Source organism: Curtobacterium sp. PsM8, assembly GCF_030433875.1.
Taxonomy (GTDB): domain Bacteria; phylum Actinomycetota; class Actinomycetes; order Actinomycetales; family Microbacteriaceae; genus Curtobacterium.
Genome location: NZ_JARUXD010000123.1, coordinates 1 through 5,522, shown reverse-complemented (window position 1 = coordinate 5,522; position 5,522 = coordinate 1). Strand labels below are relative to the sequence as shown.

Annotated in this window: 4 protein-coding genes; 2 read left to right on the top strand and 2 right to left on the bottom strand. The window is 70.8% G+C overall.

The features are described from left to right. Positions 1-37 precede the first annotated feature (37 nt). Together QCD68_RS16815 and QCD68_RS16810 are read right to left on the bottom strand one after the other, a co-directional pair. Positions 38-2,170, bottom strand: coding sequence for an Ig-like domain repeat protein (locus tag QCD68_RS16815; protein WP_301223843.1), 2,133 nt, complete (start codon positions 2,168-2,170; stop codon positions 38-40). 145 nt (positions 2,171-2,315) lie between these two features. Beyond that, positions 2,316-3,599 (bottom strand): HupE/UreJ family protein, encoded by a 1,284-nt coding sequence (locus QCD68_RS16810; protein ID WP_301223844.1) that lies wholly within the window; start codon positions 3,597-3,599, stop codon positions 2,316-2,318. A 128-nt stretch (positions 3,600-3,727) separates the two neighbouring features. Between QCD68_RS16810 and QCD68_RS16805 the strand changes: the two genes are divergently transcribed. Together QCD68_RS16805 and QCD68_RS16800 are read left to right on the top strand one after the other, a co-directional pair. Then, positions 3,728-4,486, top strand: coding sequence for a hypothetical protein (locus QCD68_RS16805; RefSeq protein WP_301223842.1), 759 nt, complete (start codon positions 3,728-3,730; stop codon positions 4,484-4,486). Positions 4,487-4,653: 167 nt separating this feature from the next. Continuing rightward, positions 4,654-5,010, top strand: coding sequence for a hypothetical protein (locus QCD68_RS16800; protein ID WP_146248100.1), 357 nt, complete (start codon positions 4,654-4,656; stop codon positions 5,008-5,010). Positions 5,011-5,522 lie beyond the last annotated feature (512 nt).

Here is a 5,522-nt window from a genome sequence, read left to right as displayed (position 1 = left end):
GGCCGAAGCCGCGGGGCCCACACTCGTCCGCTGTCGGTCAGCGCACCCGGACCGTGAGGGTCTGGCTGGTGCTGCCGGCGATGATGGAGTTGCCGGAGAAGACGACCTTCAGCTGGTGCGTCCCCTTCTTGAGCGTGAACCGCGTGTTGGCGGTGTTGCGCTCGATCTTGATCGTCTTGATGTGCTTCTTGCCGTCGTAGATCTTCGCCTCACCGTTCACCACGATGCCGCGTGAGGTGACCCGCACGACGGCCTTCGGGGCGGAGTAGGTGATGGTCGACGTGGACGATGCCTTGTCGACCGTGACGACGACCGCACGGGTGGTCTTCGAGTTCGTGCCGGAGTAGGCCGAGTCGCTCGTGAACGTCGCCGTGATGCTGTGCTTGCCGACCTTCAGGCCCTTCGGCAGGGTGAACGTCGCCGTGCTCTTCGCCACCGGAGCGGTGCCGATCTGCTTGCCCGCCTCTGAGAAGGTGACGGTGCCGCTCTTGTCGCCGACGCCGCCGCCGATGGTGGCGGTGATCGTGACGGGCTTGGCGGTGTTGTAGACCTGCTTGGCCGCCGAGGCGGTCAGCGTGGTGGTGGTCGCCGGCAGCGCGGCGTCGAGGGTGAACTGGTCGACCGTCGAGCCGATCGGCGCCGGGTCGGCCGAGGCCGTCGGCTTGAGGGTGACACCGCAGCTGTCGACCTTGCCGTGCTGGACGGCCGAGTTCAGCGTGGTGCAGTCACCGGCGCGGACGGTGGTGACGGCGAGGTTGTCGTTCGAGACGCCGACCTTGACGTAGGTGCGGACGTGCTCCTGGTTCTCCACCGAGTTGGCGAAGTGGCGCTGACCGGTCGGGTCGAGCGGGTCGGCTCCGTAGCCGCCCTGCGTCGCGTCCGGCGTGGTCAGGTCGTAGTACTTCGAGCCCGACGCGGAGTTGGCGGTCAGGTAGATGACGCCACCGGGGCCGGCGAAGACCTCGTCAGCGCCCGGCTGCTCGGCCGGGTTGGCCTTCTTGCCGTTCTTGATCGCGTAGCTGCGCGAGTACGAGTGGTCGTGACCCTGCAGGACGAGGTCGACGCCCATGTCCGAGAACGCGCGGGTGAAGTCGAACCGGCGCTGCTGGTTGTCCTTGTCGTTCGCGTGGTCGGCCGGCGAGTAGATCGAGTGGTGGTAGACCAGCGCGGTCCACTTCGCGTCGTCGCCGTGGCGGGTGATCACGTCACGCACGTAGTTGACGTGCGCTGCGTCCGAGCCGCCCGCGTAGGCGTTCGAGTTGATGTCGATGAACAGGACGCCCTTGTACATGTACCAGTAGTCGCCACCCGAGTTCGTGGTGGTGTTGCCACCCGGGTAGAAGTCCGGCACCTTGAGGGAGTTCGGCAGCTGGTTGTGCTGCTCGTACGACTTGCCGCCGACGTCGTGGTTGCCGATGGTGGAGGCCCACGGGTAGCGCTTCAGGACGTCGCTGCTGTCGGCGAAGGCACCCCACTGGTACTCGTTGTTGGCGTTCTCGACCTGGTCGCCACCGGAGACCAGGAGTTCGGCGTCCTTCTCCTTCGTGGTGGCGTACTCCAGGGTGTCGGCCCAGCCGGCACCGTCGTCGTCGACGAAGCCCGACGACCCGATCTGCGGGTCACCGAAGAACAGGAAGTCGAAGTCGCCGCTGAAGCTCTTGGTGGTGAAGGTGTACGACGTCGACCAGGCCGAACCGTCCGCGGCACCCACGTGGTACGTGTACGTGGTGTTCGGCTCGAGGCCGTCGATGACGGCGTGCGCGTTGACGTAGCCGGCCTCGTTCGTGATGCCCGGGATCGCCTTGGTGCTGCTGTCGACGGTGCTGGAGTCGGCAGCGGTGTTGGTGCTCTTCGTCGCGGCGATGGTCTTCTTCGCGTCGGTGAAGACGCCGCCGGTCATCGAGTCGGTCTTCTGGATCTCGACCGACTGGTCGACGTTGGTGGGGAAGTACCACGAGGCGATGCGCTGGCTCTCGGTCGCGCCGACGCCGAGCAGGATGTGGATCGGGCCACCGGCCGAGATGTTCGTCGTCGGGGTGGCGGTCGCCGCGTTCGCGGAGCCGGTGCCGACCAGGCAGGCGCCGGCGATGAGGGCGGCGCCGATGACGGCCCCGCCGAGGCGGAGGGTGGTGGTTCTGCGCCGGGAGGGGGCGCCGGACAGGAGACTCATGTGGTTCCGTTCTCAGTGAGAGGGGTGGTGCAGCAGACAGACTCTGCATTGCCCTGGTAGATCGTGAGTAAACGCTGTGTGTCCATACGGGTTGGAGCCATCAGGCGCTACGGGAACCGCCGCTCAGCGGACAGGAACGCGCCCGTCAGCCCTCCACCAGACGCTGGACGAACCAGATCATCCCCATCACGAACACCCCGGCCGTGACGACGCCGGTCACCCACAGCGACGCCCGGTGGGCCTTCCGGCGGAGCAGGGACAGCGGCGGGAACACGATCACGATGATCGCCAGCTGCACGGCCTCGATGCCGACGTTGAAGATGAGCAGCGACGCGAGCAGCTGCCACGAGAACGCCTCGTGGATGCCGAGGGCCCCGGCGAACCCGAGCCCGTGGATGAGCCCGAACGCGAACACCACCGCCAGACGCGACCACCCCGACCGGTCCAGCGCGAACCGCCCCTGGTCGGTCAGCACCAGCTCGTCCGCCCGCGACCGCCGGGTCGCCAGCCGCCAGAGGTACCAGCCAGCCACCGCGGCGATGGACAGGGCGATCAGCGGCTCGACGACGATCGACGGCGGACTGACCACCCCGAGCGCCGCCAGGATGAACGTGATCGAGTGCGCGATCGTGAACGCCGACGCCGTGTACACGACCTCGCGCAGCCGTCGGGAGCCGGCGATCAACGCGATGAGGAACAGGATGTGGTCGATCCCCGTCAGCAGGTGCTCCGCCCCGAGGGTGAAGAACTCCCAGAACCGCTGCCCCGCCGACTGCTCCGTCGAGAACGTCGGCTGGGACGCGTCGAGCGTCGCGGTGCCCTGCTTCGCGTCGACGTCGTAGGTGACGATCGTCTTCGTGTCCTTGACGAACGTCTCGCTGTCCGGGAAGAGCCGCGACTCCACCACGTGACCGGGGTCGGTCCGCCCCGGCGCCGGGCACGCGAAGTCCGCGACGACCTCGGCGTAGGGGACCTCGTCCTGCACGTCGACCCGCAGGGAGTCCTGCAGGGTGCCGGTGCAGTCCTTCCCGCCCGAGGCCACCGAGAACCGGTCGAACAGGTACTTGCTGATGGAGTCGTGGTGCGCTTCCGCAGCGCGCACCATGCCCGGGTAGTCGCCGTCGTCCCACGCCGCCTGGCCCTGCCGGTAGAGCCGGTCGTCGTGCTCGCTCGTCCCCACCGACACGAGCATCAGGTCGTACTCCAGCCCCAGCCGGGCCTGCACCACGCCAGTCCCCTTCCCGCTGACGTCCGCGTAGACGACGGAGCTGAAGCCGTGGGCGCTCGCCGCGGACGCCCCCGTCAGCAGGCTGACGACGACGGTGCCGACGAGCACCAGCAGGGCGACGAGCCGGGTGGCGATCCGGGGGAGGGCGGGCAGGGAGAGGAGGGAGAGCCCGCTGCGAGCGGGACGGGTGGTTCGGTGCATCACCGGGCTGACCATCGCGGCCGAGATCGACGCGCAGGCGAACAGCAGGTGACCAGCGTCTGGACGGCCTCTGGACAGCGGGCCGCACCGGACCGTCGCGGCCGTGGGCTGTGCTTGCATGGCGTCTCGTGATCCGTCTGACCCGCCGCGCCACCACCGTCCTCGCTGCCGCCGCCCTGGTGGCGGCCGGCTCGGTCCTCGTCACGGGGTGCTCGAGCGGTGCGGAGCAGACCAGCCGGACCGGCGGCACGGAGCAGGCCACGGGCCTCCAGACCGGATCCGCGACCGGAGCCGTCCCGACGGACGCCCCGACCCCGGTGCGGGGGAAGGGCGCGCTCGGCTCGGGGTTCGTCGACCCGGACTCCCCGCCCGCCCCCGAGGCCACCGTCACCCCGGCGCCGCACTCGTGGGACGACGTCGCGCCGCCGTCCGGGTACCGCGTCGTGCTGCTCTCGCCGGGGAAGCCGAACGCGCAGACCGAGACCCTCGTGGACGCCGTCGACTCGTGGGCACGAGCCGAGGACGTCGCCGTCGTCCCGATCGTGGCCGACAGCGCCGACGACCGGTTGCCCTCGGTCGCCGCCGCGATCGGCGAGCGCGCCGACCTGGTGATCAGCGTCGGTGACGAGCTGGTCGACCCGATCGCCGCGATCTCGCCCTCGGCGCTCCACCAGCAGTTCCTGGTGCTCGGAGCCGAGATCGCGGAGCCGACCGCCAACGTCACCGCGGCGGACTGGACCGGCGCGGGCTTCCGTGGGGAGGGGCTCGGCACCTCGAGCCACCACGACCCGTCGACGTTCACCGACGAGCGGGCCGGCCGGGCGCTCCGAGCCGGGGTCGCCGCCCTGCTGAACGGGTACAACGGCATCGTCGTCTGGGTCGCCTGAGGCGTGCCGGCGGTCGGTGGTGCCCGACGCGGGTACGCAATCGGGATCGTCCGTGCGCCGTCCCGCCAGGTGCGACGTATCCTCGACGACGGAAGCAACGTCGGTTCCGGCCAAGCCTCGTGCGTCTCACCCACGCCGAGACGGAGACTCGCGACCCTGAGTACCTCGTGACTGAACACATCATCGAATTCGTCGCCCGCGACCGCACGGGCATCACCACCGTGGTGACCGCCAACGGCGTCACCGACGCGGACACCGTCATCCAGGCGATCACGGCCGGCCACTCCGGCTACGCGGTCGCCGCCTCCGGCACGCGTCCGGCACCGGTCCGCAGCCTGATGGCGCTCGGCACGCCGTACCTGTTCGCGAACTGGGACGGGTCGAAGCGCAACAACCTGCACGACCTGGCGTTCACGGCGCCGATCCGGACCCTGCCGCCGGCGCCACCCGCGGGGGTCCGGCTCCGGATGGCGATCGTCGCGACGCTCACGTCCCTCTTCGGTCGGGACCACCACCGCGCCTGAGCTCCGGTGCGGCTGGTGTGCCGGTGTCGGCGGATGACGCCGGCGTCAGTACGGGACGCCGCCGAGCCCGCGGGACGCCGCCGGGCCCGCGGGACGCCGCCGAGCGCGCGGGACGCCGCCGAGTTCGTGGGACGCCGCCGAGTTCGGCGGCGTCGCAAGCATCCGGCGGCGTCTCGGCGAGACGGGCCCGTTCAGCGGGTCCGCACGGGTCCGCACGGGTCCGCACGGGTCCGCACGGCGCCGTGCGTTCCGGCGGCGTCTCGGCGAGGCGGGCCCGTTCAGCGGGCTCGTGGCGCCGCGGGGGCAGTGTCCAGGGGCGTGACTCCGCTGACGGACTGGAGGCCCGGATCCGGTGAGCGGTCTGCTCACGTGATCCGGGCCTCCCGTCCGGTGCGGTTGCGCCGGCGGATGACGCCGGCGTCAGTCCGGGACGCCCCCGAGCCCGGGGGGGGGCGCGCCCGGGGGGGGGGGGGGGGGGGCGGGGGGGGGGGGGGGGGGGGGGCGGGGCGGGG